The organism is Paraflavitalea sp. CAU 1676 (genome assembly GCF_029223285.1).
Classification (GTDB): Bacteria; Bacteroidota; Bacteroidia; order Chitinophagales; family Chitinophagaceae; genus Paraflavitalea.
Genome location: NZ_JARHUJ010000013.1, coordinates 103,860 through 130,013, shown reverse-complemented (window position 1 = coordinate 130,013; position 26,154 = coordinate 103,860). Strand labels below are relative to the sequence as shown.

General features: G+C 50.3%; 23 protein-coding genes. 16 read left to right on the top strand and 7 right to left on the bottom strand.

The window, feature by feature from the left end; all coding sequences use genetic code 11:
• Positions 1 to 42: 42 nt before the first annotated feature.
• Both P2H89_RS34095 and P2H89_RS34090 read left to right on the top strand, forming a co-directional pair.
• Positions 43 to 1,104 (top strand): MBL fold metallo-hydrolase, encoded by a 1,062-nt coding sequence (locus P2H89_RS34095; protein WP_275835812.1) that lies wholly within the window; start codon positions 43 to 45, stop codon positions 1,102 to 1,104.
• 148 nt (positions 1,105 to 1,252) lie between these two features.
• Entirely contained in the window at positions 1,253 to 1,438 is a 186-nt protein-coding gene (locus P2H89_RS34090) for a hypothetical protein (protein WP_275835810.1), read from the top strand.
• Positions 1,439 to 1,510: 72 nt separating this feature from the next.
• Here P2H89_RS34090 and P2H89_RS34085 read toward each other — a convergent pair whose 3' ends face one another.
• The 4 genes from P2H89_RS34085 to P2H89_RS34070 form a co-directional block, all read right to left on the bottom strand.
• Positions 1,511 to 2,350 carry an SDR family NAD(P)-dependent oxidoreductase gene (locus P2H89_RS34085; RefSeq protein WP_275835808.1) on the bottom strand — a complete coding sequence of 280 codons (840 nt, stop codon included), beginning with the start codon at positions 2,348 to 2,350 and terminating at the stop codon, positions 1,511 to 1,513.
• 30 nt (positions 2,351 to 2,380) lie between these two features.
• Entirely contained in the window at positions 2,381 to 2,761 is a 381-nt protein-coding gene (locus P2H89_RS34080) for a nuclear transport factor 2 family protein (protein WP_275835806.1), read from the bottom strand.
• Between the two features lie 146 nt (positions 2,762 to 2,907).
• On the bottom strand, positions 2,908 to 3,426 hold the full coding sequence (locus P2H89_RS34075; RefSeq protein ID WP_275835804.1) for a LytTR family DNA-binding domain-containing protein: 519 nt from the start codon (positions 3,424 to 3,426) through the stop codon (positions 2,908 to 2,910).
• A gap of 29 nt (positions 3,427 to 3,455) precedes the next feature.
• On the bottom strand, positions 3,456 to 4,250 hold the full coding sequence (locus P2H89_RS34070; protein WP_275835802.1) for an alpha/beta fold hydrolase: 795 nt from the start codon (positions 4,248 to 4,250) through the stop codon (positions 3,456 to 3,458).
• A gap of 326 nt (positions 4,251 to 4,576) precedes the next feature.
• Here P2H89_RS34070 and P2H89_RS34065 point away from each other — a divergent pair, with 326 nt between their 5' ends.
• On the top strand, positions 4,577 to 6,823 hold the full coding sequence (locus tag P2H89_RS34065) for a histidine kinase dimerization/phosphoacceptor domain -containing protein (protein ID WP_275835800.1): 2,247 nt from the start codon (positions 4,577 to 4,579) through the stop codon (positions 6,821 to 6,823).
• A 51-nt stretch (positions 6,824 to 6,874) separates the two neighbouring features.
• Complete coding sequence (locus tag P2H89_RS34060) at positions 6,875 to 8,803, top strand: sigma 54-interacting transcriptional regulator (RefSeq protein ID WP_275835797.1); 1,929 nt, start codon at positions 6,875 to 6,877, stop codon at positions 8,801 to 8,803.
• 21 nt (positions 8,804 to 8,824) lie between these two features.
• Here P2H89_RS34060 and P2H89_RS34055 read toward each other — a convergent pair whose 3' ends face one another.
• Together P2H89_RS34055 and sigJ are read right to left on the bottom strand one after the other, a co-directional pair.
• Positions 8,825 to 9,226, bottom strand: coding sequence for a DoxX family protein (locus P2H89_RS34055; RefSeq protein WP_275835795.1), 402 nt, complete (start codon positions 9,224 to 9,226; stop codon positions 8,825 to 8,827).
• A gap of 69 nt (positions 9,227 to 9,295) precedes the next feature.
• Entirely contained in the window at positions 9,296 to 10,204 is a 909-nt protein-coding gene (gene sigJ, locus P2H89_RS34050) for an RNA polymerase sigma factor SigJ (protein WP_275835794.1), read from the bottom strand.
• A 197-nt stretch (positions 10,205 to 10,401) separates the two neighbouring features.
• On the opposite strand from sigJ, the gene P2H89_RS34045 reads away from it, so the two are divergent.
• Positions 10,402 to 10,710, top strand: a complete 309-nt coding sequence (locus P2H89_RS34045) for a hypothetical protein (RefSeq protein WP_275835792.1) — start codon at positions 10,402 to 10,404, stop codon at positions 10,708 to 10,710.
• Here P2H89_RS34045 and P2H89_RS34040 read toward each other — a convergent pair.
• The gene (locus P2H89_RS34040; RefSeq protein ID WP_275835790.1) at positions 10,664 to 11,293 is read right to left on the bottom strand and encodes a TetR family transcriptional regulator C-terminal domain-containing protein; all 630 of its coding nucleotides are present in this window, start codon (positions 11,291 to 11,293) and stop codon (positions 10,664 to 10,666) included. The genes P2H89_RS34045 and P2H89_RS34040 overlap by 47 nt on opposite strands.
• A 420-nt stretch (positions 11,294 to 11,713) precedes the next feature.
• Here P2H89_RS34040 and P2H89_RS34035 point away from each other — a divergent pair, with 420 nt between their 5' ends.
• The 11 genes from P2H89_RS34035 (at position 11,714) to P2H89_RS33985 (ending at position 25,925) form a co-directional block, all read left to right on the top strand.
• Positions 11,714 to 14,818 carry a SusC/RagA family TonB-linked outer membrane protein gene (locus tag P2H89_RS34035; RefSeq protein WP_275835788.1) on the top strand — a complete coding sequence of 1,035 codons (3,105 nt, stop codon included), beginning with the start codon at positions 11,714 to 11,716 and terminating at the stop codon, positions 14,816 to 14,818.
• Positions 14,819 to 14,849: 31 nt separating this feature from the next.
• Entirely contained in the window at positions 14,850 to 16,328 is a 1,479-nt protein-coding gene (locus tag P2H89_RS34030; protein ID WP_275835787.1) for a SusD/RagB family nutrient-binding outer membrane lipoprotein, read from the top strand.
• Between the two features lie 19 nt (positions 16,329 to 16,347).
• On the top strand, positions 16,348 to 17,580 hold the full coding sequence (locus P2H89_RS34025; RefSeq protein ID WP_275835785.1) for an alkaline phosphatase family protein: 1,233 nt from the start codon (positions 16,348 to 16,350) through the stop codon (positions 17,578 to 17,580).
• A 272-nt stretch (positions 17,581 to 17,852) separates the two neighbouring features.
• On the top strand, positions 17,853 to 18,407 hold the full coding sequence (locus tag P2H89_RS34020) for a hypothetical protein (protein WP_275835783.1): 555 nt from the start codon (positions 17,853 to 17,855) through the stop codon (positions 18,405 to 18,407).
• Between the two features lie 139 nt (positions 18,408 to 18,546).
• Positions 18,547 to 19,107 carry a peroxidase-related enzyme gene (locus tag P2H89_RS34015; RefSeq protein WP_275835781.1) on the top strand — a complete coding sequence of 187 codons (561 nt, stop codon included), beginning with the start codon at positions 18,547 to 18,549 and terminating at the stop codon, positions 19,105 to 19,107.
• Between the two features lie 25 nt (positions 19,108 to 19,132).
• Positions 19,133 to 21,901 (top strand): TonB-dependent receptor, encoded by a 2,769-nt coding sequence (locus tag P2H89_RS34010; RefSeq protein ID WP_275835779.1) that lies wholly within the window; start codon positions 19,133 to 19,135, stop codon positions 21,899 to 21,901.
• A 21-nt stretch (positions 21,902 to 21,922) separates the two neighbouring features.
• On the top strand, positions 21,923 to 23,170 hold the full coding sequence (locus P2H89_RS34005) for an MFS transporter (RefSeq protein WP_275835776.1): 1,248 nt from the start codon (positions 21,923 to 21,925) through the stop codon (positions 23,168 to 23,170).
• Positions 23,171 to 23,202: 32 nt separating this feature from the next.
• A complete protein-coding gene (locus tag P2H89_RS34000; RefSeq protein WP_275835774.1) occupies positions 23,203 to 23,751 on the top strand; it encodes a peroxidase-related enzyme in 549 nt (182 codons plus the stop codon).
• Positions 23,752 to 23,753: 2 nt separating this feature from the next.
• A complete protein-coding gene (locus tag P2H89_RS33995; RefSeq protein ID WP_275835772.1) occupies positions 23,754 to 24,305 on the top strand; it encodes a carboxymuconolactone decarboxylase family protein in 552 nt (183 codons plus the stop codon).
• 240 nt (positions 24,306 to 24,545) lie between these two features.
• Complete coding sequence (locus tag P2H89_RS33990; RefSeq protein WP_275835770.1) at positions 24,546 to 25,529, top strand: aldo/keto reductase; 984 nt, start codon at positions 24,546 to 24,548, stop codon at positions 25,527 to 25,529.
• Between the two features lie 153 nt (positions 25,530 to 25,682).
• Positions 25,683 to 25,925, top strand: coding sequence for a hypothetical protein (locus tag P2H89_RS33985; RefSeq protein ID WP_275835768.1), 243 nt, complete (start codon positions 25,683 to 25,685; stop codon positions 25,923 to 25,925).
• Positions 25,926 to 26,154: the final 229 nt, after the last annotated feature.

The following is a 26,154-nucleotide window of genomic DNA, read 5'->3' as shown; positions in this document are numbered from 1 at the left end:
GGAAAAGCCAAATGACTTTAAAAACATAATAATATTAAAACAATGAAACAGTTAAACACCTACTTTATCAGCGCGCTTTTGCTCAGCTCATTAGCGCTCACGTCAACAAACACTTCTGCCCAGGAAGCAGCACCGGGCGCCATTGGACATCCATACCCAAACATGCCGGTTATAGCGACGATCGGGGAGCGGATCGACAAGCACATCACAGTAAATGAGTCCGCCAAAGGCCCCGCTATCGATCCGGCAAAAGGTTATCGCCTCCAGGACCTCGGCAAAGGACTGTATATGATCACCGACAATGCCTATCAATCCATGTTTTTGGTGTATGAAACGGGCGTAGTAGTTGTCGATGCTCCGCCACCATTAGAAAAATACCTGTTGAAAGGAATTGCAGAAGTAACCAACAAGCCGATCACCCATATGGTGTACAGTCATATGCATGCCGATCACATTGCAGCTGTCAATAGTCTGCAGTTAAAGAAAGGAACCCCGATCATCGCCCAGGAAGAAACGAAACGCCTGTTGCAAAGGGCCAACGATCCAAGCCGCCCTTTGCCAACCGTTACATTTAAGGACAAATACGTACTCAAAGCAGGCAGCCAGGTTTTGGAGTTAAACTACTATGGTAACGCACATATACCTGGCAATACGTACATCTATGCACCGGCACAACGCACCCTGATGGTGATCGACATGGTATTTCCCGGATGGATGCCCTGGAGAAGATTTGCGGTAGCACAGGACATTCCGGCATACTTCGAACAGATTGAACTGATCAATAAATTGGATTGGGATGTATTGGTAAGCGGCCACGTAGCCCGCACCGGTACCCATGCAGATGTGGCCCTGCAGCTCGAATTCATGAGCGATCTGAAAAAGGCCACCAGCAAAGCACTGGCTGCCACCAAAGCAGGTATCGATGTCGACGTATCGTATGGCGAAAACCCCTGGGCCATTTTCGACGATTACATCGACAAAGTGGTGATACAAGTAGTTAATGAGCTTACGCCCAGGTGGTCATCCAGACTCGCCGCTTTCGATATCTATATCTGGGATCAGGTTTATTCAATGGAACAAACCCTTCGCATTGAACAACAATAAAGCCGGATAACCCTAATGGCTGTTGCGCCCCAACAGAACAGAACCGCAAAAAAGTAAAAACACAAAGCCCGCCTCGGCGGGTTTTGTGCTTTTTGGGCAACAAGTAAGGCTGGAGATATCCAGCCTGTCAACTATTAAAATCTGAACGATGGCAATCAGTAAAAACTTTCTGCTGAAAAACCTGGCAGGGCATCTTGGTAAGCAACTGGTCTTCAAACAGTATGGAGACTTAACGGCGGTAAGTAAGTATCCCGATATGGAGAAACGCAAGTTCTCCGACCGGCAGTTGGAAAACCAGGCGGTGATGGATAAAAAAAGCCGCCATCATCAATGAGGCAGCTTTACAGGGTAGCTACGAATACGAAAGGAAATAAACGCAAGACCAGGAATAAAAATAGTGTATTGATCAATGGAAGTCTGCTGAAATGGAAACGCTCTTCCAGCTTTCCAGTTCATCGGTCATGTTTTTTAGTTTCTTAGAGGCCCGGTTGTAGGCGTCTTCTCCCAGGTACAGGTGAAGCGGGGGCTGATCGCTTGCTGCCAGCTCCATGAAAATAGCGGCTGCACGCACAGGATCTCCCGGTTGTTTACCATTGCCGGACAGGTAACGTTCGCGGGTAGCCCTTACCGCCTCATATCCGTCGATACCGGTGCCGATATTGGCGAGCGAATGCTCAGTCAGGAAACCTGTCCTGAAACCAGATGGCTCTGCCACCGTTACTTTGATACCAAACTCTTGCACATCCAGGGCCAGCACTTCAGAAAACGCTGCGAGTGCCGCTTTCGTTGCGGAGTATACCGACCAGCCGGGAGCTCCTACAAAGCCTGCGACCGAGCCAATATTGATGATATAACCCGCTTGCTGCCGGCGCATAACAGGCAGTACTTCCCTTACCACGTTGATCGCAGCCAACACATTGATATCAAAGATATCCCGCACCTCCTGTCCGCCTACCTCTTCAACAGTACCCACCATACCATAGCCGGCATTGTTGACAACGACATCGATGCGGCCAAAAGCTTCCAGCGTTTGCTGTACCGAAGTTGCAATCGAATCTGCACTGTTCAGGTCAACGGTCAATGCAATAAAACCATTGGGATCTGCTATCCCAACAGCCTCTTTCAATTTTTCAGCATTACGTGAACTGGCCGCTACCCGGTGCCCGTTCTCCAGCAATGCTTTCACCAGGATCAATCCCAATCCCTGCGACGCGCCGGTGACATACCAGACTTTTGAAGTGTTCATGACGACTATTTTAAAGTATTGATGAATGTGTTATTGCTGTACATCACTGAGCATCTTATTAACGATCTGCCACCTGCCATCGAGTTTGTGAAAGGAAAGGAATTCGTGGTAATTGAAATCGTACATCTTCACGGTCAGTTCAGCTATAGCGATCGTATTCACCACCTTCACCGAAATAATAGTTCCTTTGAATGGCTTACCGCTGTCTTTCGGGCTCTGCCGGTTGGCGACGCCATCCAGGTACTGGGGAAGGTTTTTGGCATAAGGCTTCCCGCCCGCATCGCCAAACAACAAAGTGCCTGGGTAATACACTGCCTTCAGCAGATCGAGGTTGCCCTCATAGATACCCTTGAAATAATTTTCTTCCAGTATCGTCGAGATCGCTTTGACCTCCGCTTCATTATTTTTCATTGATTTGACTGATTGTGCCTTCATGTGCAACATTCCGCCACACATGAAAACGGTTAATAAAAGAGATTTCATCATTGTATAACATTAAGATTTGCTGATACAAAGTTGGCGCGCAAATAGCAGGTGATTACGTGACCTGCGTCACATTAACGGTTGTCGAGCCAGTGAAGGAACTCACTCACCTTTTCCTTCGAAACAAGGAGCTTGTCTTTCATGGGGACAATAATGTTCACCAACAGCTTTCTGCCCAGGTAATATTCCACTTCTTTCACGGCGTTGAAGTTGATCAGGTATTGGCGGTTCAACCGGTAAAAAAGGCCTTCCGGCAACAGCTGCTGAACCTGCTCCAGCGAATGATCGAGAAAATACTTCTGTTTGTCGAAGGTCATGATCATCACCGATTCATATTTGATGTAGAAGAGGGCAATATTTTCCGTAGGCACGTTGATGTACTTATTGTTCCGGAACACCAGGAAGCTTTTCTTTCCGGCCGGCACGGTCAACTTTTTCAATAAGCTATCCAGCCAGGGCATGCCCAGGTATTGATAAACCGCCTTCAGTTCCTCTGGCAAATTGCCGGGAAAGCCGGCAATCTCATTGGCAGCAGCAGGCAACAGGTTGAGCGCTGCAACAGGTGCGATACTTTTGATTGGCAGAGTTTGCATATGATCAGTTTTTAAGATGAGTATATTATTTAATGGTTGTTATTCAGTCCTTGCAGCCAGTGCTGTACAGCTACCGCTTCTTCTTTCCAGCCCGGTACGCCAAAGACCAGATGGCCGTGTCCCTTAAATTCTATATAGCTGGTAATTGAAAGGTCGTTTTCGTATTTCCGGTAGGTACTGAAGCACAGTGTAGCTGGTATCAACTTGTCATTGCTACCCGAAGTGATCAGGAGGGGTGCGTGAGGTTTTTTAAAGTCGATGGCAGCAGTCGTTTTAAATGCCTGCCGGATGAGCTGCTTAGCTGCTGGAACGGCATAGCGGTAATACAGATCCTTTTGTTGATCGAAGTCCATCCCGTTGGCAACAACACGCTGCCACCGGCTGAATGGCATCAGGAACATGCGCCTGTCGGACCAGCGAACAGCGGCGGTTTCCCATAAACCTCTTAAACAGGGCAACCATAATTTACCCACGCCACGTGGCGGAAACGGGCGAATAGCTACGCCTGCTACGCCCAGGCCCTGTTGCAACAACAACTGTACAACGATACCACCCAGTGAATGGCCGATCAAAATGGGCTGTTCGGGCAAAGCCCGGATGATGGCAGCATAATAACCGGTAAGGGATTGCAGGGTAGGGAATACAGTTTGATCTTCATCGGCCCTGTTGCGCAGCTCTTCAGACGAGGCCTGTTGGCCAGGCCAGGCCGGAGCGATACATTGAAAGCCTGCTTGTTCAAAATGCGCGATCCACTCTTCCCAACACTGCTGGCTAACAAATAATCCTGCGATGAATACAACTGTTTTTGATGAAGTACCTGACATTGATTTCGTTTGGAGAGGAATAGCCAAACGAAATGCCAATAAGGCAATTAATTGATAATCAACACAAACCGAGTACCACACCAATCGTGTTCACCACGACATGTCGTGGCGCCAATCAATGCACCACGAAATAAAATGGTAATTTCCGTGGTGATCATCTACCTGGCAATGAATACAGCTCCATGTCAACAAAAAGTTTCCTGGGCTATCCATTGATAATGAGGATATTCTTTCTTTGCAGGGAGAAAATCGCTGCATAAAGCGGTTGGTGACCATGAAACTGCCCCGTTTTTGAATTAGAAGAGGTTAGCACAATGACTGTTATCATGAAAAAACTCGTTACGTTCATTCTATTGGGCTTCGTGGCATTGGGTGCGCGGTCGCAGGTTAAACCTGCCGTTGCCAACCCGCTGCAGTCAAAACTAGCCGAAACCCCGACCGATACCGGCCGCATCCGGATATACCTGCAGCTGGCCGATTACTATTACAGGAAGAATAGCGTACCTGCCCGCCTCGACAGCATGGCCTACTACCTGCATCAGGCAAGACAGGTCAACCAAACCGTGAAGCGGGTAGATTTTCAAAACCAGGCGGGTATTTTGAATGCACAGCTTTTCTGCGAGCTGCACCCCGATGAAGACCCCACGAAAATATTTACCCTGGTCATCGACACCTGCCAAAAAACGGGCGATGCACTGCACGAGCAACGTGCCTGGACCGAACTCGGCGATCATCTCGGCAATGACGCACAAACAGCCGGCTATAAAATAAGCTGCTATGAGAAAGCGATGGCACTGGCCAGGAAAAGGAATAATGGGGGAGATGAACTCGACCTGCTCAGGTATATAGCCGATGTTCACCTGCAGCAACGCAAATTTGATCTGGCCGAAAAAGAGTTATTCCAGATCATCGGAAATGAAAACAAGTCCCCAACGGTACATATTATGTATGCTTGCGACTTGCTGGCAGCCCTGTACGTGACCAAAGGCGCCTACGACAAAGCGCTGCAGTACGCACTCAAAACCGAGAAGATGATGCATACAACCGGGGATACTACATTCGCCGGCACTTTTTACAACCGCATATCTCAGATCTATTACTACCTCGGTAAACTGCCCGAAAGCATCGAATGGCAAAAGAAATGTCTTACCAACAGCATCTGGACGCAGAACCTGGCCCCGGTATTCAGCACCATCGTGGGCATCAGCAATCTCCACATCAAACAGGGCAAGCCACGGGAAGCCCTCCAGTTCATCCTCGATCAAACAGCCCACAACAAACCTGTGCTCACCAACGACCGGCGTGCCATTCAAAAAGCAATGGGCGACTGTTACAACCTGCTCAAAGAATACGACAAGGCAGAAAAATGCTTTGCCGAAGCGATCAGGCTGGGCAAAGAACAGCGATCCAACTTCTCCATTTTTGACAAGGGGGCCGACTATTATTCGATGGGACAGTTTTACCTCCGCAAAGGCAACTACGAGCAATCGCGCCCGTTCCTGGACACAGCCTTGAAGGTGTATGCAGAAGGCGGTGTGTTGCAGTTATTAAGAAATGTTCACGCATCCCTCTTTCAACTGGACTCTGCAACGGGCAACTACCTCTCCGCCATCAATCATTTGCAACTCAGCAACCGGGTCAACGACTCGCTTTTTTCCATAGCGCGGAACAAGCAGATCGAAGAGTTGACAGTCGCCTATCAAACCGAGCAGAAAGACCAAAACATCAAGGTGCTGGAAGGCAAGGAAAAGCTGGCCAAGGCGCAATTACAATATGCCGAGAATACCCGTAACTGGGTCGTTGTAGGCGCCGTCATGCTGCTGGTTATCGCCGGACTCCTTTACCGGCAAACCCGGCAAAGAAAAAAACACAATAGCTTGATTGCCGGCAAAAACGAGCAGCTGCAACGCTTGGTAACGGAAAAAGAATGGCTGCTCAAAGAAGTGCATCACCGGGTTAAAAACAACCTGCAGATCGTCATGAGCCTGCTCAATTCCCAAACTGCCTATATCGACAACGAGCCGGCCCTCCGGGTTATTCATGATAGCCAGCACCGGGTGCACGCCATGTCGCTGATACACCAAAAGCTCTACAATACGGATGATATCTCCAGCATCGATATCTCTTCCTATATCCGCGAACTGACCCTTTACCTGGGCGACAGTTACAACACAGGACAGCGCATCCGGTTTGAATTCGATATCGTACCGCTCGATATGGATGTAAGTCAGGCCGTACCGCTGGGCCTCATTCTCAATGAAGCCATTACCAATTCCATCAAGTATGCATTTCCCAACGACAGGCAGGGGGTGATCGCCATCACCCTTGTAAAAACGGCCCCACAAAATTACTTGCTCACCATTGCCGACAATGGCATTGGAATGCCCGGAGGGCAGTCTGGCCGAAGGCCCGGTTCGCTCGGCATGAGCTTGATGGAAGGATTGAGTGAAGACCTCGATGGAAGCTTTTCGATCGACAACAACGGCGGCACCATTGTGAAGGTTTCCTTTATCCACGACGAAAATGCCAAAGGACACGACCGGTTAACAACTCCTGCCTCATCGGACAACTGATCGTGCAACATTAAATAGTATACCATTTCTATCGAATAGTTAAATTTGACCATGAATAAGAAAGTGCTTATTGTAGAAGACCAGTTCGTGGAAGCGAATGATCTCCAGCTCATGCTACGGAAAGCAGGTTATGAAGTGTGTGGTATTGCGCGTTCCGTAGACAAAGCGGAAGAGATCATCAAAAAAGAAAAACCAGATCTCGTTCTACTCGATATATTCCTGAAAGGAAGCCGAACCGGCATCGACCTGGCCAGACAGCTCAAGGAAGACAATACAGCCTTCATTTATTTGTCCGCCAACTCCAACGAAGAGATATTGAATGCTGCCAAAACAACCGAACCCTACGGTTTCATTGTAAAGCCCTTCCGGGAAAGAGACCTTCTCGTAACCCTTGAAATTGCTCAATACCGGCACGAGCACAGCCGGGCAACCAAACACAGACGGGAAAGTGAATTGCTGCAACAATTGGAAAAGATCAATAAATCGTTGGACTGGGAGGAAAAGCTTGTGCAAATTGGCACCATTATGCAGCAGGAGCTGCCGTTCGACTATTTTACCGTGGGGTTTGAGGAGCCTACAGGCCCCAACAGCAGGATCACCAGTTTACTGCGGATTGGATTCAACGAATACCAAACGATCGGGATACAGGAGCTGTCAACGATCAGCGGCACTTCGGTACATGAATTAAGGCAATTGATGAACGCGGTCGACGGGAAAACACAAAAGGGATTCTTTATCAATGAAGCATTTGAAAGGATCACGGAAACTACTTCGATCAGGAAACTGGTAAGCCGGGAATTTGACCTGGAATCACTACTTTCTTTTCCCCTTACCATGAACAACGGCGAGTGGACGATCTGTAGTTTCTATAGTCGCCGGTCCGACAGCTATAACGCAGAACATATCACCTTGCTGGAACGCCTGCAACAAACCCTGGTCCGGCTAATAGATGAGGAGCCGGCAGCAGACCAGGCCAATAAAGCAGCACACTCACCGGCACCCGGTAACGTTTCCACAGCACCGGCGGGCTTTGAAGGTATTGTAGGCAACAGCCACATGTTGCTGACCGTATTTGACCATATTTCACAGGTAGCACCCTTCGATACAGCAGTATTGATACTGGGAGAAAGCGGCACCGGTAAAGAGCGCATCGCAGATTGTATCCATAACCTTTCGCCCCGTAAGAAAAAGCCCTTCGTGAAAGTTAACTGTGCGGCGTTGCCGGCCACCCTGATCGAGTCAGAATTATTCGGTCACGAGAAAGGTTCGTTTACGGGCGCAACCGATAAGAAAATAGGTAAGTTTGAACAGGCCAATGGCGGCACGATATTCCTGGATGAAATTGGTGAAATGCCCATCGACCTGCAGGTAAAACTATTGCGGGTACTGCAGGAAAAAGAAATAGAACCGGTGGGTGGCAGAGCACCCGTCAAGATCGATGTGCGGATCATTGCCGCCACTAACAGGAACCTTGAAAAGGAAGTAGGAGAGGGCCGCTTCAGGCTCGATCTGTATTACCGGTTGAACGTATTCCCGGTATCTCTGCCGCCGCTGCGTGAAAGGACCGAAGACATCCCTGCACTGACCCAACACTTCATTGGCATCTACAATAGGAAATCCGGAAAAAAGATCAACGGATTATCCGACCGGGTCCTGAACAGCATGATGGCTTATGCCTGGCCCGGCAATATCCGGGAACTGGAAAACCTGATAGAAAGAAGCGTATTGCTGGCAAAAGGATCCCTTATTGAAGATATCGCGATACCGTCTATACCGTCAGCGGCAGTGCAGGCGAAAACCGGCCATGACATGCCGCTGAAATCGATCCACGAGAATGAGCGCGACTATATCATCAGTGTGTTGAAAAAATGTTATGGAAGGGTATGGGGCCGGGGCGGAGCAGCCGAAGTGCTGGGCGTACCGCCCACGACCCTTAAATCCAAGATGAAAAAGCTGGGCATTCACAAGGATGATAATTAAGCGGCAGCCCATGCACCAAAATCATACCATCGCGGAACCGGCCTCTGTTGGCCGGTTCTTTATTTTATGCCAATAAAGCCAGGACACATACAGGATCGCCAGGAAAACCAGTGGATCGATGATATTGTACAACGGATCGCCGATGGCGAGGTGCGCGATACTGGCGGAGATCAGGGTGATGGCAAAACCGGCATACGCAAACTCCTTCCACCGGGGCGGAATGCCCGGTATCAGCAAAGCGATCAACCCCAAGGCCTTGGCAACCGTGAGCTCGATCTTGATGTAAGCCGGTAATTCAAGATGCCGGAAAGCCCCATCGGGATAAATGGCTTTCTCCATAAACGTGAAACTGATAATGCTGAACACCATAACGCCGGCGATCACGCCGGTAGCGATCCAATAAATGAGCAGATTCTTTTTCATGGTCATACTGTTTTAGTTGAACAATTGGTTCTATACACGAGACAGTATAACCGTAAAGGCTGTGACAGATCAAACAGCTAATTTCACAAAACGCTTCAATTTCTCCGGATTCGTTTGCACGTAAATAGCTTTGATCTTATCACCCTCCGGCTCGATCGACACCAGGGCAACAGGCTGCGTACCGGCATAACTGATAATACCAGGCAGGTTGTTGGCGATAACGATGGTGCGATGAAAACCGGGCAGGTGTTCATCGAATTTGGGAACGATCTTCAGCAACAACCGGCTCACCTTATCCACGCCATAAATAGGATTGGCCGTAGCCGTGATGCGTTGTCCGTTTACGGCAAAGGTGGTGCCACCGCCATCGCCCAGCAATACAATATCTTCCTTCAGCACCTGTACCAGGTCGTCTACATGGCCCTCCTCAATAGCGCGCATGAAATGTTGCAATATCCGCTCGTGCACTTTGATATCGACAGCAAAACGGCGGGCATCCTTACCCAAACTATCCTTGGCCCGCTTGCAGATCTGCCGGCAATTATCGGCCGACTTTTCCACGACCTCGGCGAGCTCCGCATAATCGTACGAAAAGATCTCCCGCAGCAGAAATACCGCACGTTCAACCGGCGAAAGCTTTTCCAGCAAAACAAGAATGCCTATTGACAAAGTATGCCAGGTCTCGAACTTTGTCTGTGCATCGCGGCCGTCATATTGGTGCAGCGGCTCGGGCAGCCAGATGCCTACGTACGATTCCCTCCTTATCCGGGCGCTCTGCAGGTAGTTGATGCTGGCATTGGTAACCGATTTCACCAGGTAGGCCTTGGTTTGCCGCACCTGCGATGTGTCGGCTTCCAGCCACTTCACAAAGGTATCCTGTACAATATCCTCCGCAGCAGCTACCTGCCCCAGCATATTGTAGGCTATAGAGAATAACAGCGATTTATACTCCCTGAATATTTCGTCTTTGTTCACCATAGCATGGGTCTTTTTGCGGCGCAACCGGGGTTTCCGACCGGGCCAATACAGTAGACAAAATAAGGGCATTCTTTGTGACAGGCCGGCCGGTAAAAGCGGGAAAAAACCTCATTACGCCCCGGCCGGGCAAATCCCAGCTTCACAACCTCCCCGCACACGGCTGGACAGCGTCATGCTAAAACGGTTTTTTCGCCCTTATGCCCCATGTTCTGTATATTGGGCGCACAAAACGGAGTATGTATCAATTGTCGATGAGTGGTATCTATTCGCTGCTGGGCTGGATAGGTACATTGGCGTACCTGCTGGCCTATTTTCTGCTGAGCATTAATAAGATCAAGGCCAACCAACTGATCTACCATGCACTGAATATCGTCGGGGCAGTCGGCCTCATTGCCAGTGCAGTGTATCATGCCGACCTGCCCAACATAGTCGTTAACCTCGTATGGGGACTCATTGCTGTTACCGCTTTGGTAGTGCTTTGGCGGAAGAGGAAGAAACAAAATTGAGCTGCGCCAGCGCCAGCGATTTGTATTGAGCCAGTTTCTTTTTATACTCCTGCTTATTGCTCACCAGGCTCAGGTAATAATAAGCGCCATCTACCATCACAAAAATGGTATCCGCCACCAGGGCGGGATCTTTCACCGCCAGCACACCCTGCTTATTACACTCCGTTATAATATCTTTCAGGTTACTGCGCAGGGTATCCAACAACAGTTTATAATTCTCCTTAACGTTCTGGTCGCGAAAAGCCAGGGAATAGCAGCTGTAAGAAACGCTGTCATCAAATAAGGTATTCCATTTCTGCGAGAAGATATTATCGATCACTTTCAGCAACCTTTTCTGGGGATCGTTGCGATAGGCAGCCGGCGTTTCATAGATGAGCAGGTACTTATCGAGAATATATTCAATGAGGCCATATACGAGGTACTCCTTTGTCTTGAAGTAATGGATGACCAGGCTGGGGTTGATGTTGATGAGGGCAGCTGTTTTGGCGATGGATGCATTCTCCAATCCTTCCTTGATCGCCAGTTGGTAAAATGCTTCTATGATTTCCTTTTGCCTGGATTCTTTGATGCTTCTACGTCCCATAAATAGTCAGCTGATTTCCGGCAAATATAAGGTTCGCCGCTCAACTGCCAACAGCTCCATCGCAAGCACCCGGTAAGCGACAGACCCGGCGCCCCGGCGCCAACAGTTCCCCACTTAAAGGCCGGACGCCTGTCCGCAGGCAACTTAGCCGACTCCAACTTAGCCCCTCTTATCCAGTCCCGATCGCCTTTCCGGTTAGTTCAAACGATTGCACAAAGCATTCAACCGATTGCGTCCATAACACATCTTCCCCAACAGGCATATTAAGGAATTGTGACCATTGCATTATGGTTGTAAAATTTTATTGAATGAACGTTCAATTAATTTTTGTAATCTCATTTTATTCACCATTTTTGTAATGACATCAAAACAGCGCCAATCTCCTCATCGCACTTCAACTCTTAAAACAGGTTCAGATTTATGAAGACAACTGCTTTGCTATTCCTGACATTACTGTTGCAGTATGTATCCTTCGCACAGGATATCACCGTAACAGGCTCCGTACGCTCTGCCGGCGATAATGCCCTGCTGAGCGGCGTTTCCATTTCTGTTGCGGGCACCAACCGCGGCACCACCACCAACAACGAGGGCCAGTACTCCCTGAGCGTTACCAAAGAGGCCGTACTCGTATTTTCTTTTCTCGGTTACACCTCCCAGCAGGTACCCCTCAATGGCAGAACTACTATCCATGTTCAGCTGCAACGCAACACGGGCAGCGAGCTGGGTGAAGTGGTAGTCACCACTGCCCTCGGCATCAAAAAGCAACAAAAAACACTGGGATACTCCGTGCAGGAAGTGAGCGGAGAAACGATGGCGAAAACCAAAACCACCACCGCCCTCAGTGCATTGACGGGTAAAGTGGCAGGCCTGAACATCAACAATACGACCGACCTGTTTCGCAACCCGGGCATTTCGCTCCGTGGCAGAACGCCCCTGGTAGTGATCGATGGTATTCCCGATCCCGATGCTGATCCCTACAAGATCAACGCAGACGATATTGAAAGCATCAGCGTACTGAAAGGCACGGCCGCCGCTGCCCTCTATGGCGCAGTAGGTGTTAATGGCGCCATTATGTACACCACCAAGAAAGGCAATAAAGGAAAGCTGAATGTAGAGTTCAATTCTTCTACCATGTTCCAGACAGGTTACACCGTTATACCCGAAGTACAGACCGTTTATGGCGGCGGCGATCAGGGTAAGTATGCCTATGTGAACGGTTCCGGCGGCGGCACCGAAGGCGGCGGTTGGATCTGGGGACCCAAGCTCGATCAACCCGATCCATCTACCCCTAGTGGCTTCTATGAAACCACGCAGTTCGACAGTCCCATCGACCCTACCACCGGCAAGCTTATCAAAACACCCTGGGTGTCCAAAGGGCGTGATAATATCAAGAACTTCTTCCGTACCGGGCTGCTGTCTACCAACAGCGTGTCGGCCTCCATTGGTACTGAAAAGGGCTCATTCCGCGTAGCGGCCAACCATATCTTCCAGAAAGGCGTGGTACCCAATACCGGTCTGAACAACTCCTCTTTCTCGATCGGTGGCAACTACAAGCTGTCGCCCAAATTGACCATGGACGGCAAGCTGACCTTCAACAAGGAATACTCCGACAACTATCCGACGGTTGGTTACGGTCCGCCCAACTACCTGTATAATCTGATCCTCTGGATCGGTCCGGATGTAGACATACGCGGCCTCGAAAATTACTGGCTCACCGGCCGCGAAGGACTGCAGCAGCGCAATTACAACCTCTCCTGGTACAACAACCCACATTTCGTGGCCAATGAATTGCTGAACGGTTACAAGCGTACCAACAACTTCGGACAGGTTACTTTCGACTATAAGATCGCCGACAACTTCAGTGTTAAATTCCGGAACGGCTTCAATCAGTACGCCAGCAATGCCGACGTTAAAGAGCCCTACAGCTATATCGCTTATAGCTATATATCAAGAGGTAATTTCTCAACCGACGTAGCCAATTATTTCGACATCAACTCCGACCTTATCCTCAACTACAATCACCAGTTTGGCAAAGCCCTCAAGGTGAATGTAACGGCAGGGGGCTCCAATACCTACCGACGCTTCGAGTCGGTGTATACCACAACCGACGGACTTACCATTCCCGGATTCTATTCTCTCAGCAATTCCGTCAATCCCCTCAAGGCCAGCAATGTGCTGCGCGAACGCAGAACGGCCAGCGCTTATGGTATGCTTGACCTCGAAACGCTTGGTTTCTTATACCTGTCGTTCACCGGCCGCTACGATAAGACCTCGACGCTGCCCACCAGGAACAACGGCTATTTCTATCCCTCAGCCGGGGTCTCTGCCGTACTCTCGGATGTACTCAAAATGCCAGCCCCCATCTCTTTCTTAAAAGTGCGTGGCTCCTGGGCGAAAGTGAATACCGGCTTCATCGACGGCGGCAACCCGTATGCGCACATCACCACCTATGGCATTGGCCCCAAATGGAACAATACACCGTCGCTTAGCTGGCCCACCACCTTCATATCACCTGACCTGGTGCCAGAAACAGTGCAGTCGGGTGAATACGGGATCGTAGCCGGTTTCTTCAAGAACAGGCTGAATGTGGACGTAACCTATTTCCGCAATAAAGACTACAACAACTTCACCAACGTAACACAATCGCAGGCCAGTGGCAATACCAGCATCCTGAAGAACGCGAATGTGTACCTCCGCAAGGGTTGGGAGTTCATGGTGAGTGGTTCGCCCATAAAGACCAGGGACTTCAAATGGGAAGCCACCGTCAACTTCAGCAACGTGCATCGCTGGCTCGAAGACGCCACCGATAATCCAGATGGTTATCTCGGACTGATCAAGGAAGGGCAACGTACCGACCGGATCTACATGACCGAGTCGCGCACTCCCGACGGTCAGGCTATCTACAACAGCAATGGTATGCAGGCCTATGAACCCTACGGACAGTATTTCGGCAATCGCGATGCCGATTGGATCTATGGCATACAAAACACCTTCAGCTATAAAGATTTCTCGCTGAGCTTCTCCTTCGATGGACGCCTGGGCGGATGGATCTATTCTACCACCAACCAGAAAATGTGGTGGGGCGGATCGGCCAAAGGCACCGTTACACAATACCGCGATGATGCCAATGCCGGCAAGAACACCTATGTGGGTCCCGGGGTAGTGATCACCGACGGAAAGGTTACTTATGACAGCTATGGCAATATCGTTTCCGACACCCGCAAGTTTGCCCCCAATACCACGGCGGTCAACTATATCAGCTTCATGCAAACCACCAGCGGCGCTATGTTGAATAACTACCACTACTACAGTGGCAGCTACCTGAAAATGCGGGAATTGGTATTCACCTATAACCTGCCCGGCCAATGGATCAAGAAAGTATTCTCGAGCGCTTCGGTATCACTGATCGGCAACAACCTGTTTATCCTGTCTAAGATACCCAACGTTGATCCCGATGCGGAAAGCGACAACCTGCAAACTCCTTCGATGCGGTCGATGGGCTTTAACCTCAACCTGAAGTTTTAACCCGGAGCAATCATCCATTAAAAAGCAACAAATGAAACGATATAAAATATTATTCCTGCTTACCCTGGCAGCTGCTACGGGTTGTAAGAAGTTCGAAGAGTTCCAGATCAATCCCAATAACCCTACGGTAGCCGATCCCTCGCTGTTGTTACCAGCCATTGAAAGAACGGCCTTCTCTACGATATCTGCCGATGCGGCGCTGGCATCGCGCTACCTCGTGTACACGCAATCTGTCAGCAATTCCCAGTACTATGGCTGGCAGCGCAGCGGTATGGGCTATGGCAGCATCAGCCAGGTCATGAAGATGGAGCAGGAGGCAGCCCGTGTTGGCAAAAAGAACTACCGGTACATCGGCAAGTTCTTTACCAGCTATTTCATCATAAGCATGACGCAGACCTTTGGAGATATCCCTTACTCGAAGATGATGCAGTCCATCCGCAACAACAACTTTACCGATACCGCCGCCATCAGGCCCGGTTATGATAAACAGCAGGATGTATACAAAGGTGCGCTCGACGAGTTGAAGATTGCCAGCGACTCCCTGTCTGCCGCAGATGTAGCCATCGCCGGTGACCTCGTTTATGCCGGCAATATCGAACGCTGGAAAAAGCTGATCAACTCCTTTACCTTACGCGTGTTGATGAGCCTCTCCAAAAAAGAAGCCGAAGCCTCCCTGAACATTAAACAACGCTTTAACGAGATCATCTCCAATCCGGCTAAATACCCGTTACTGGCATCCAATTCAGATAACGGACGCCTGCCTTACTACGATATCACGGGCAACCAGTATCCGTATTTCAACAACAACTCGATGAAAACGGATTATTACCTGGATAGCACCTTCGTGGATATATTACAGGACCTGAAAGATCCCCGGTTGTTCGTATTCGGCAAACCCAAGCCATCCGGCGGATTGCCCGTGAAGGATTTCAACGGCTACGACGGACTGAAGGGCAGCGCCTCCCTGTCGTACAATACAGCGAAAAGGGGAGCAGGCAACGCTTCACAGATCAATGACCGCTACGCTTACCAGGCCATCAACGAGCCCAGCGTATTGATGAGCTATGCAGAACTGCAATTTATCCTGGCAGAAGCGGTGGTACGTGGCTGGATCACCGGCGACGCGGCCACTTATTACAAGAACGGCATCAAAGCATCCCTGGACTTTTCCAATTATAACAATACCTATACAGCCACCGAGATCAATGATTACCTTGCACAGGCTGGCGTAGCTTTGCAGGCCGGGCAGGAAGTAAAACAGATCATTACGCAGAAGTACATCAGTATGTTCATGAATACCGGCTGGCAGCCATTCTACGAGCAAAGGCGTACCGGGTTCCCTGCACTCGATGTAAGCGGATCGGGCATATTGAATGGGGGAGTGGTACCAAGGCGCTGGATGTACCCCAACGATGAGTACACCAATAACCGGGTAAATGTAGAGAATGCCGTAAAAGCCCAGTATCCCGGCGGAGATAATATCAACGGCACCATGTGGATCTTACAATAACAACGATTTTGAAAAAACCATGATGAAAGGATTATTGACGGCAGTCGTTCTGTTTGCTATAGCAACGGGCGCACAGGCCCAGCAAAAGAAGAAAGCATTATTTGTGATCGTAGATGGTATTGCGGCCGACGTGATCGAGCAGCAGCCAACCCCCAACCTCGACAGGATTGCCAAAGAGGGCGGTTTTACCCGCGCGCATGTGGGTGGTGAAAAAGGCGGGTATTCCCAAACGCCCACCATCTCGGCAGTAGGCTACAACAGCCTGCTCACCGGCACCTGGGTCAACAAACACAATGTGTGGGACAATGATATCGCCGCACCCGACTATAACTACTGGACCATCTTCCGCTTTTTCAAGACGCAATACCCGCAGAAGAAGACGGCCATTTTCTCCAGCTGGCTCGATAACCGCACCAAACTGGTGGGAGAGGGCCTGCCAGCCACCGGCGGCATTCAACTCGACTATCATTTCGACGGGCTGGAGCTGGATACCCTGCAATACCCGCACGACAAAAAGAAGGAGTATATGCACCGCATCGACGAAGCGGTGGTGAATAAAGCTGCCGAATATATCAAACAGGATGCGCCCGATCTATCCTGGGTGTACCTCGAGTACACCGACGATATGGGCCACCGGTATGGTGACAGTCCCGAGTTTCACGAGGCGATTGGTTACATGGACAAGCAGATGGGCCGCCTGTGGGATGCTATCAGTTACCGTAAGAAGGCGTTTAAAGAAGACTGGGTGATCTATATTACCACCGACCATGGACGCGACAGTGCAACCGGCAAGGGCCATGGAGGCCAGTCGAACCGGGAAAGAAGCACCTGGATCGTGACCAACGCAAAGAAGCTGAACAACTACTTCAAGACCGGCAATCCTGGCATTGTAGACATCATGCCATCGATCGCGAACTTCTTAGGCGTAACGATTCCGCGCGAGCAGCTGATGGAAGTAGACGGCGTACCGTTAAGCGGCAATATCTCTGCTACGCATCCCGGGGCCAAACTGGAAAACGGGAAGATTAAAGTAAGCTGGAAGTCTACCGGCCGCAAAGGCAATGCAAAGATTTGGCTCACGACCACCAATCAGTTCAAAGAAGGCGGCCGTGACCAATACGTGTTGAAAGCTACAGTTCCTCTGGCCAGTGAGACAGCAGAGATCGACGTAACAGGCATACCGTCGAAGTTTTACAAGATCGTGATCGAAACACCGGAACATTACCTCAACCGGTGGATCGTAGTAAAATAAGTAGGTTAGCATTATAGCTCAAAGCCGTTTCCTGTACAGGAGGCGGCTTCTCTTTTACCCGCTACTGTTGTAGTTGTTCTCCACTCGGGTAATTCCCATACCAGGCTTCCGGCAGCTGTATTTCATATGTCTGCCGGAGGTCTGGCATAAACCGCCGAACCGGATCAATTTCCGTATTAATTGTATGAAATACAGCTTTACCGGCAAATTATCACGGCCCCCTCATGTTTGTGTGGGAAATTTCCTTAAATTAGGTACTACCAACGACTGCTTTGAAAAAGCCAGCTGCCATATGCCTGATTGCCTTACTTTTCTTTAACTGGTACGGTTACCGTATCGTTATAGGGATGCTCACCAAAGACGCCGACAAACTCCTCGAACGGAAGATCGACAACAACGACTATCACGAATCACAATTGGTCGAATTCAAAGTACCCATCATTATTCCTTATCAGCCCAGCCAGTCGGATTTTGAAAGATGCTACGGCGAAATAGAAATTGAAGGCAAATACTACACGTACGTAAAGAGAAAGATCGAGAACGGCTACCTGATCCTCAAATGCATCGCCAACGACTCCAAAGAGCAGATCAAAGCCGCCGGCAACGATTACTTCCAACTCGCCAACGGCCTGGCTCACTCCGATAGTAAGCAGCACAAAACCAATGTTGCCAAAACCCTGATGGGTGATTATGACGACCGCACCATTGACTATACCTTTCAATGCCCCCCGACTATCCTCCACAAGGACGCTATGAACCAGGCATCATGTTTATTTCAAACCTGCCTGGCCATCCCGCACCAGCCTCCTGATGCAGACCGCTCCTGAGCTTTTATACATGGTCCTGATCCAAACAACATAAGCACGAGCAGGCGGGTTACCCGCACTGCACAACCGTATGAGCACAGCGTGCCCATGCAAGCCATGTTACCTGCAGTCTATTTCATTGACCCATTCAACATACACCATGCCTTACATCGAACTGGAACAACATTTACCCGGCATCACCGGCCTGTTGGAATACCGGAAAGATTCAGCCTTGCCCATCCGCAACCTTACCCAATACCTGTTGCGCGGGCCCAATACACTCACCGAAGCCGAAAGGGAACTGATCGCCACCATCGTATCACACCGCAACGAATGTAAATTCTGCACCACGGCCCATACCGCAGCGGCCGATCTGTTGCTGGGAGAGTCAGACACTACACAGTGTGTAAAGACAGACATTCACACCGCGCCCGTCAGCGATAAGATGAAAGCACTGCTCACCATCGCCGCACAGGTACAGCAAAGCGGCAAACAGGTAACGGAGGAATCGGTTGCCAGCGCCAAAGCAGCAGGCGCCACAGGCCTGGAGATACACGATACGGTATTGATCGCTGCCCTGTTCTGCCTGTACAACCGATACGTTGACGGCCTCGCCACCGCCATGCCCGAGAAGCCGGAGTACTTCGGCACACTGGCCGATCGCCTCGTGAACCACGGCTATACCCGTTTGCCACAGGGATACGACCACCTGAAAAAATAACTACTAACCAACAACTATTGCCCGTATGAGAAAATTCATCACCCTGATATCCTGCCTGCTATGCTTTTCGACCTTGTTTGCCCGGCAAACAACCATTTCCGGTTCGGTCACCGACCAGGCCAGTAACGAACCCATACCCAATGCCTCCGTCACCATCAAGGGCAAGCTGGCCGGCACGCTCACGGATGCCAAAGGCGCTTTCACCCTACATACCAATCAAAAATTCCCGGTTATACTCCAATTGTCCGTGATTGGTTATGAACTAAATGAATTTGTGGTAGCTGATGCCGGCAAGCCTGTCAGCATTGGCCTCAAAAAACAACCAGGTATGCTCAACGAGGTGGTGATCTCTGCTTCGCGGGTACCAGAAAGCATACTACAATCGCCCGTGAGTATTGAGAAAATGAACCTCACGGCCATTCGGGAAACACCTGCTTTGAATTTCTATGAAGGGCTGCGCAACGTTAAATCGGTGGAGATGGTCACCAGCAGTTTAACGTATAGTCAGATCAATACGCGGGGCTTTAACCATACCGGCAACTCCCGCTTCCTGCAATTGATCGATGGCATGGACAACCAAACACCCGGCCTCAACTTTTCGGTGGGCAATATGCTGGGCGCCTCCGAACTCGATATGGAGAGTGCTGAACTTATACCAGGCGCCGCCTCGGCCCTGTATGGCCCCATCGCCTTCAATGGTGTGCTCATGATGACCACTAAAGATCCTTTCAAATACCAGGGCCTCAGTGCACAGGTGAAACTGGGCGCCAATCATTTTGGCGAGCAACTGGCCAATCCGCACCTCGTAACCGATGTCGGCATCCGCTATGCCAAAGCCTTCAACAACCGTTTTGCTTTTAAACTGAATGCGTCGTACCTCAAGGGGCTCGATTGGTATGCTACCAATTACACCGATGTGGATGCCCAAACGCCCGAGGCCAACAAAGGCCCCAACAATCCCGCACGCAATGCACTCAACATATATGGCGATGAAGTGGCCCGCACCATCAATGGTATTGGCCGGGTTTCCCGTACAGGATACGAAGAACGGTTCCTGATGGACTATGACGTCTACAGCCTCAAACTCAGCGGCTCTCTTCATTACCGCATTACGGATAATCTCGAAGCGATCTATGAATACAAGTTCGGACAGGGTACAGCGGCCTATACCGGCAGCAACCGGTTCTCGATAAATAACTTCACCCTGCAAAATCACCGCATTGAAGTCAGGGGCAGCAATTATTTCATCCGGATGTATACCTCCGAAGAGAACTCGCACGATTCGTACAACGCACGATCACTGGGGCAGCTCATCAACCGTACCTGGGTGCGCGACCTCAACGGTAACGTGGTTAGCGCCCAACAGGCAGACGATATGTGGTTCAACCGCTATACCCAGGCCTACCAGGGTAAGGTGGGTAATGTGGCCGGGAATAGTCATGCCGCGGCACGAGCCTTTGCCGACCAGGGCATGTACCAGCCGGGATCGGCCGATTTCAACACACAGAAAGACCGCCTGATCCAGTTCCGGGGCATGGGCGGCGCCGGCATCTTCAGCAACAGTAAATTCTTTCATACAGAGGGGCAATACGACCTGAGCTCCTCCGTAAAAGTGCTCGATGTGCTGGTCGGTGGCAACTACCGCAAATACAATATGTTTACCGACGGTACCCTGTTCGACGACAAAGGCCAAAAGATCACCATCAAAGAATACGGCGTATTTACCCAGGTATCGAAGAAGCTGCTTACCGACAGGCTGAAACTGACCGCATCTATCCGGTACGACAAGAACGAGAACTTCGATGGCAACTTTACGCCGCGCTTTTCTGCCGTGTATACGGCAGCGAAAGTGCACAACTTCCGCGCATCTTACCAAACCGGTTTCCGTAATCCAACGCCTGTCGACCAATACATTAAGCTGAACGCAGGCCCCATCACCATTCTCGGCGGCGTGCCCAATAACAGTAAGGGTATGAATGTGTATGAGAACTCCGTAACAGCCGCCTCCATGGGCGTGTTTGCCCCGGCATTCGGCGCCGCCGTAGGGCAGGGCACTCCGCCACCCGATGCCATCATGCAGCACAAAGACAAACTGGTGAAGGCGAATGTCGCGTTCATAAAACCCGAATTGCTCAAGACCTTTGAAATAGGGTACAAAGTCTTATTGCAAAACAGGATACTGGTAGATGTGAATTATTATTTCAGCAGTTATACCGATTTCATCATCAACCAGGTGGTGATGCAGCCGAAGAGTGCGGTACTGGGAGCCGATGGAAAGATCAATCCTGCAGCGGCCGCCGAGCTGCTCAACGGCAATATGACCTTGTACCAACTTTACACGAATGCATCGGATAAAGTATCCTCACAGGGGGCCACTGCCGGCATCACGTATATGTTTAAGAAAGGATATACGCTGGGCGCCAATGCAGCATGGGCTTCATTCGATATCGAAGATGCCAATCCCAATAATGTGCCGGCTTTCAATACACCCGATTGGCGTTCGACCATCACCATTGGCAACCCGCATCTTACCAAACACATAGGCATTAACCTGGCCTGGCGCTGGCAGAATGCGTATGACTGGGTCGGTTCCTTCAACGAGCTGAGGCCAGGCCGCATCAATGCCTTCTCAACGATCGATGCGGGCATCAGCTACACCCTGCCGGCCATCAAATCGATTGTGCGCCTGGGCGGCAGCAACCTGTTAAACCATAAAGTGTACCAGGCATTCGGTTCGCCAGCCGTGGGTGCCGTGTACTATGTATCCGTCACCTTCGATCAATTGCTCAAGTAATCACTATAAACCATCTGCAACATGGATACTACCATCACAACATCAATGGTGCGTACAGAAACCAGATCCTACCAGGTCGTATTGTTCACCCTTTGCTTCCTGAGCAGTGCGATCGGCGGCGCCGTGTCTACCCTTATGAGTGTATACCTGCCCGTAGCTGTGCGGGAACTACTGGGCAATACCACGCCCGAAGAACTGAACCGCATCAGTGCTTATATCAACGCCCTCTTCATATTTGGCTGGGCCTTTGGTGGATTCACCTGGGGCATCATCAGTGATGCTATCGGCCGCAAAAGTTCACTGCTGCTGGCGATAGGATGCTACGGCGTCTTTACCATCCTCACAGGCTTAATGCCTACCTGGTGGGGAGTGATGATTGGCCGGTTCGTCAGTGGCTTTGGTGTAGGCGGGGTGCTGGTGATCTCTTTTACCCTCATCAGCGAAGTGTGGCCGCCCAAAAGCCGGCAGGTCTTTGCAGGCATATTATCCATCGCGTTCCCGGTAGGCATATTTTCAGCCGGCTTGATCAATTACCTCGTGGGCTCCTGGCGCGAAGGATTTCTCGTAGGCATCATCCCCGTTGTAATATCGTTGATCGGCATATTACTGATCCAGGAGTCAGACTACTGGAAGCAACAGGTAGCTGACAACAAAAAACGATCGGGCACGGTACCTGAATTATTCTCGACCGAACATCGTCCAAAAGTGATCACCGGAGCGCTCATCTTCGGCACCATGCTGATAGGTCTGTGGGCCATCTTCTCCTGGCTGCCAACCTGGGTACAAAGCATATCGGGCACAGCAGATGCGCAGGAGGAACGTGGCATGAGTATGATGCTGATGGGCATCGGCGGACTCACCGGCGGGTTTGTATCGGGCTGGCTGGCCAATGCATTGGGATTGTATCGCTCGATGCTGCTTTGTTTTACAGCCTGTGCGGTATTATCGGCAGTACTGTTCAAAACAAACACCCACCTCAGCACGGTAACCTATGTTGAAATTGCCAGCCTCGCCTTATTTTTTGGGGCGAGTCAGGGCGTGTTGAGCAGTTTTATACCGCAATTATTCCCCGTAGGAATGCGGGCTACCGCTACCGGATTCTGCTTCAACGTGGGCAGGCTGGTGACGGGCACAGCGGTGTTGTTTGTTGGGGTGATGGTGGCGGGCCTGGACGGTTATGGCAATGCCCTGTTCATCTTTTCGCTGGTTTTCGTGATCGGTCTGATCGTGCTGTTTGCCCGACGGGCTGCCATCAACAACCAGCATTAAACGATTCTTCACAATAGCAAAACAATCAACTTATGGCACATATACAAGTACCCGAAGGCGTACCGGGCATCAGGAGCCTGGTCATGTATCGTCCCGAAACGGGGCAGCATCTTTATGAACTGGCGCAGGTTCTTTTAAGGGGCGAATCGCCCCTCAGCGAGGGCGACCGGGAACTCATTGCCACTTATGTATCGCATAGAAACGACTGTATGTTTTGCCGCAACAGCCATGCCGCAGCAGCACGTTGTTTGTACGGCGATGACAAGAACGTCGTGGATGAAGTGTTGCAGGACATCACGACTGCGCCTATCAGCGACAAACTAAAAGCTTTGCTGCACATAGCCGGTAAGGTGCAGATACTCGGTACAGCCGTAACGCCGGAAGACATCACCGCGGCCAAATGGCTGGGTGTTACCGACCGCGAACTGCACGACACGGTGCTCATTGCCGCCACTTTCTGTATGTTCAACCGGTATGTAGACGGACTGGCTACCCTTACGCCTACCGATCCGGCGGCGTATGAGGAGATGGGAAAAAGGATGACAACCCTTGGTTATGTATTACCTCAAAAAACAAACTAACGATGGCGCATATCGATTTGCACAATGAACTGCCGGGCATCCGCGGACTAATGGCTTACCGTCCCGAAACGGCACAGCCACTGAATGCGCTTGCTGAAGTGCTTTTAAGAGATGATAACAATACCCTAAGCCGCGGAGAGCGGGAACTGATCGGTGCTTATGTATCGTCGCTCAACGATTGTTTCTTTTGTAAGCATGTTCATGGAGCGCTGGCGCAGCATTACCTGGAATGCGACATTCAGTATATCGATGCCGTGAAAAAGGATTATGCCTCAACACCTGTATCCGATAAGCTGAAATCGTTGCTGGCCATTGCCGGCGCTGTACAGCGGGGCGGTAAAGCGGTAACGCCTCAACTCATCGAGGCGGCCAGACAGGAAGGAGCCACCGATAGAGAGATACACGACACGGTATTGATCGCAGCGGCCTTTTGTATGTTTAACCGGTATGTGGATGGCATGGCCACCTGGGCGCCCACCGACCGGCAATTCTACATCGACCGGGCGCCGCGCCGGGCCGCAGAAGGATACGTAGAGTTCGATTTGAATAAATAAAGCGGCTGTACCACAAGCAGGCAGGCCCACGCAACGGACCTGCCTCTTTTTATGTGTCGTAGTCAAACAAAGAAATGACTTGCATCAAACTTCACAGCTTGTTATCCGGTTAGTGGGTTGCCCGCCGGTCAATCAGTAATAATGGTAAGAGATCCGGTAATCGGTATACGGGCTCGTCCGTAAATCATTGCGACCTTTGGGGTGGATTTGGCAATTCATTCATCGTTAATAATTAATACAATGAAAAAGCGCATATTAGGCAAAAGCGGATTAGAAGTGTCTGCCCTGGGTTTAGGGTGTATGGGCTTGAGCTTTGGGTATGGTCCTGCTACCGACCAGCAGGAAGCGATCAGGCTGTTGCGGGCGGCCTATGAAGCGGGCGTAACCTTTTTTGATACGGCGGAAGCATACGGGCCTTATGTCAACGAAGAGTTGTTGGGAGAAGCGCTGTCACCATTTCGCCGGGAAGTCGTTATAGCCACCAAGTTCGGATTTAAAGAAGGTAAACCCGATCTGGGGATGGATAGCAGTTCAGCCAATATAAGAGCCGTTGCGGAAGCTTCATTACGCCGATTAAAGACCGACTATATCGACTTGTTTTATCAACACCGGGTAGATCCTAATGTCCCCATTGAAGAGGTAGCGGATACCGTCAAGGAATTGATGAAGGAAGGTAAAATAAAACATTGGGGCTTATCCGAAGCGGGTGCAGCAACCATCCGCAGGGCGAATGCCGTGCAGCCGGTGGCCGCCCTTCAAAGTGAATACTCTTTGTGGTTTCGTGAGCCGGAGCAGGAAGTATTGCCGGTATTGGAAGAGCTGGGCATTGGCTTCGTGCCATTCAGTCCGCTAGGCAAGGGCTTTCTTACCGGGGCCATCAATGAGAACACGCAGTTTGACAAAACGGATTTCCGGAATATCGTGCCCCGGTTTTCTGAAGACAATAGAAAGGCCAACCAGTCATTCGTGGACCTGTTGAAGACGATCGCCGTACAAAAGCATGCTACGCCTGCCCAGATTGCCTTGGCGTGGCTGCTGGCACAAAAACCATGGATCGTTCCGATACCGGGCACTACCAGGCTGGCTAGGTTGCAGGAGAATATCGGCGCAGCCTCCCTTGAACTCACCCCCGAAGAATTGGCTGCTATCGAAACCGGCGCGGCGCAGATTTCCGTGCAAGGGGCGCGCTATCCCGAACACCTGCAAAAGAGAGTGGGGAAGTAGGTGCGGGCTCGTCGGTGACAGCAAAGTGGGGGAAGGCGTGGCGCAAGTGCCCCGGGCCTGGTGGCTGGTGCGGCAAACGAATAAATGGCTGAACGAACATGGCATTTTGGGATACCAGGTTAAATCTTAAATTTGTTGAAAATCACGACAATAATGAGGACAGCTGCAATTCGTCAAAAGCTTCACCAGTTTATCGAAACAGCAGAAGAGAAAAAGGTAAAGGCAATGTATGCTTTGTTTGAGGATGAGATAACTCAGGATGATTGGGAGTATACCGACGAGTTTAAAAAGGAGTTGGACAGCAGGTACGCACATTATAAGAATGGAGGCAAAATGGTGAGTGCCACCGATGCCAATAAGCAAATTCGGGACGTACTCAAAAAGAAGAAAAAATGAAATACCGGCACTACTATGATCCGGTGGCTTTGGTAGAATTTAAAGAAGCAGTGGAATGGTACAAATACAGAAGTAGTGTGGCTGCTGAGAATTTTGTCAAAGAGGTGTCCGAATTGATATACACTATTTGTAAAGACCCTTCAAGATTTAGAAATCTATACAGTGATTTCAGAGAAACTTCGTTAAAAAAGTATCCCAATACGATTTGTTTACTTCCCTGATGAGAAAT